Origin of the sequence: Kitasatospora sp. NPDC059812 (genome assembly GCF_042732075.1) — a bacterium.
Lineage (GTDB): Bacteria > Actinomycetota > Actinomycetes > Streptomycetales > Streptomycetaceae > Kitasatospora.
Genome location: NZ_JBHWIO010000033.1, coordinates 50,527 through 53,739 on the forward strand (window position 1 = coordinate 50,527; position 3,213 = coordinate 53,739).

Annotated in this window: 3 protein-coding genes and 1 pseudogene; all 4 read left to right on the forward strand. The window is 72.5% G+C overall.

Annotated elements, in window-relative coordinates; translation table 11 throughout:
• Positions 1-770, forward strand: a pseudogene (locus tag ACFV6D_RS18660) (sensor histidine kinase); the annotation flags it as partial.
• Positions 771-1,063: 293 nt separating this feature from the next.
• Entirely contained in the window at positions 1,064-1,447 is a 384-nt protein-coding gene (locus tag ACFV6D_RS18665; protein WP_380490294.1) for a hypothetical protein, read from the forward strand.
• Positions 1,437-1,841, forward strand: a complete 405-nt coding sequence (locus tag ACFV6D_RS18670) for a hypothetical protein (RefSeq protein WP_063348394.1) — start codon at positions 1,437-1,439, stop codon at positions 1,839-1,841. The genes ACFV6D_RS18665 and ACFV6D_RS18670 overlap by 11 nt, the downstream gene beginning before the upstream one ends.
• A gap of 321 nt (positions 1,842-2,162) precedes the next feature.
• Positions 2,163-3,200: a PstS family phosphate ABC transporter substrate-binding protein gene (locus ACFV6D_RS18675; protein ID WP_063348393.1), complete on the forward strand. Its 1,038-nt coding sequence runs from the start codon at positions 2,163-2,165 to the stop codon at positions 3,198-3,200.
• Positions 3,201-3,213: the final 13 nt, after the last annotated feature.

The following is a 3,213-nucleotide window of genomic DNA, read 5'->3' on the forward strand; positions in this document are numbered from 1 at the left end:
CCCTGGCGTCCCCCCACCCCGCGCCCCCCCGCGCGCCCCCGTGCGCCGCGCGGGCGGCGGGGCCCGGGGGGCGCGCCGCGGCCCCCCGCGACCAGCAGCGCCTGGCCGTCTTCCAGGACCGCGACCGGATCGCCCGCGACCTGCACGACCTGGTGATCCAGCGGCTGTTCGCCACCGGGATGATGTTGGAGAGTGCGGCCCGGCGGTCCGTGGTGCCCGAGGTGAAGGTCGGCATCGGCAAGGCGGTGGACGAGCTGGACGCCACCATCCAGGAGGTCCGCACCACCATCTACGCCCTCCAGCACGACAACCACGGCGACGCGCCGGACACCCTGCGCACCCGGGTGCTGCGGGAGGCCAGCCAGGCCGCGGCCGCACTCGGCTTCAAGCCCTCGGTGAGCTTCGTCGGGCCGGTGGAGAGCCTGGTCGAGGAGAAGAACGGCCGCCAACTGCTCGCCGCGCTCAGGGAGATGCTCTCCAACACGGCCCGGCACGCGCGGGCCTCCCGGGTCGGCGTCGAGATCGACGCGACCGCCCACCTGGACGACACCGGCCGGCCGGTGAGCGGCGACCCGGAGTCGCTGGACCGGGGCGGGCGCCCGGGCGTGCTGCTGACGGTGACCGACGACGGCGTCGGCATCCCGGCGGGCGGGCGCCGCAGCGGCCTGCTCAACCTGACCCGGCGGGCCGAGGCGCTCGGCGGCGCCGCCTGGCACGAGGCCGGGCCGTACGGGAAGGGCACCAGGGTCCGCTGGACGGCCCGGCTCTGAACCCGGCCCGATCCTCCTCGGCAGTTGGCCGGTGAAAGTTAAACGAGGGAGAACTTCCCGACCAACAGCGCAAGTTGTGAACGTTCTGGGCTTTCCGTGGGTCCGTGTGCACACATAGCTTTGCACCGGTCTCGGAGGGGTAACCGGACGGGGGAGCAGTGGACGCGTCTGGCCGCGGGAACACCGCAGCAGGGGCAAGTCGAGGCGGGTTCAGGACGGAGCGCGCCCCGGACGGGCGGTACCGCTGGCAGCTGAAGGCGCCGAACGGCCGGGTGGTGGCCATCACCGCCGCCATGTTCGAGACGCCTGGCGAGGCCGAGCGCGGCTTCGACGGATTACGCGTCGGGGCCGCCGAACTCACCGCGCGGATCACCCACGTCCGGGACGGCATCGGCTGGATCTGGGTCGTCCCCGGGTCGCGCAGCCTGCCCGAGGTGCGCTCCAGCCGGGCGTACGAGCGGTACGCGACCTGCCAGAACGCCTTCCGGCGCTTCGTCGTGCTGCTGGCCAAACAGCCCGCGCGGGACCTGCCCGTTCGTGAGCTGCCCGCGCGGGACCGGCCCGTTCGCGACCAGTCCGTTCGTGAGCGGCCCGCTCGTGAGCGGCCGGTTCGTGACCTGCCGGGCCGTGAACTTCCCCGGAACACCGTCTCGTTGAGACGCCCCGATGGCCGCTGAGGGGCGCGGCCCCCGTCTGCTGATCGTCCCCGCACCCGAACGCTGCCTGGGCTGGGCGCTGCGCGCCGCCAACGGGCGGCCGCTCGGCATGGGCGTGCGCACCTACCGCAGCGAGGAGGAACTCGCCGAGGCGGTCCGGGTGTTGCTGATCGAGCGGGCGGCCCTGCGATGTTCGGTGGCCCAGTCCGAGGGCCGGCAGTGGGTGTGGTCCGCCTACCTGCCGGTGCGCAGCACCCGGCGGACGGCGGTCGAGCCCGCGCCGGTGGCGCGCAGCGCCCGCGGCTACCTGCGGCGCGACCAGTGCCAGGCCGGCGCCGAGGGCTTCCTGTCCGGACTCCAGTGGGTGGGGCAGGAGTTGCGGCGGGGCGGTCGGGACGGTCGCTGGCCGCTGTGAGGCGGCCGGGGCCCACGTGCAGTTCCGGTGAAGCGCAGGTTTCCGGCAACACCCCGAGTCGCCACCTGGAGAAGAACGTCATCGGCCTCTGACCACCCCCTTTCCCCTCCGCCACGCCCGCGCTGACCAGTCGCTAAACCTCGTCGAACCGATGAGTCGACAATCCCGACCCGCCCTCGACCTCCCTTCCGGCGGAACCACCGGGCCGGACAGGATCTGCACTGCCGGAGCGGCCGCAGCGGACGCGGCCACCGGCCCCGGGCTCCCAACCAGAGCACGGGTCCACGCGATGGACGTCTCTCCCACCGGAGGAAGAGAAACATGCGTAAGACCGCTGCCAAGCTGCTCACCATTGCCGCCCTGGCGACCTCCCTGGCCACCGTCGCCAGCGGCACCGCCCTGGCCGACCCGGCGTCGCTCCCGGCCGCCAAGGACATCGTGGGCGTCGGCTCCGACACCACCCAGGCCGTCCTGAACCAGTTCTCGGCGGACTACAACGCCACCATTCCGAGCAGCAACACCACCACGCCGCGCCTGTACAGCTGGGACGCGACCGGCACCTCGCCGATCACCACCAAGACCGGCGCCACCTCCATCGCCCGCCCGAACGGCTCCGGCGCCGGCATCACCGCGCTGAAGAACAACACCAGCGCCACCGTGGACTTCGCCCGCTCCTCGCGCGGCCCGGCGTCGACCGACCCGAACACCTTCGACTTCGTGGCGTACGCCACGGACGCGGTGTCCTGGGCGGCCCAGAACGGCGGCAACGCGCCGGCCAACCTGACCACGCAGAACCTCAAGGACATCTACACCTGCAACGTCACCACCTGGGACCAGATCGACCCCAGCCTGCCCAGCACCACCATCAAGCCGTTCCTGCCGCAGTCCGGCTCCGGCACCCGCTCCTTCTTCCTCTCCACCATCGGCGTCTCGGCCTTCGGCCTCTGCGTCACCGAGGGCGTGCAGGAGAACGAGGGCAGCGACGCCCAGCTGAACGACCCCGACGCGCTGGTCCCCTACTCCGTCGCCCACTACGTCGGCCAGGTGTACTACGGCAAGGGCAGCGGCGCCGACGTCCAGGGCCCGCTGACCATCCGCAACGTCAACGGCGTCGCCCCGGTCGACACCGTCAACAAGGTGATCACCAACGCCTTCGCCGGTACCTCCTACGCCCGCAGCGTCTACAACGTGGTCCGTCACTCCGACTGGATCGCCACCGACACCCACGGCACCGCGCTGCGCGCCATCTTCGGCACCAGCGGCTGGGTCTGCACCAACGCCACCGCGTCCGCCGACCTGAAGAGCTTCGGCTTCCTGCCGCTGCCGGCCGGCGCCTGCGGCAGCGTCACCCACTCCTGATCCACCCCGCACC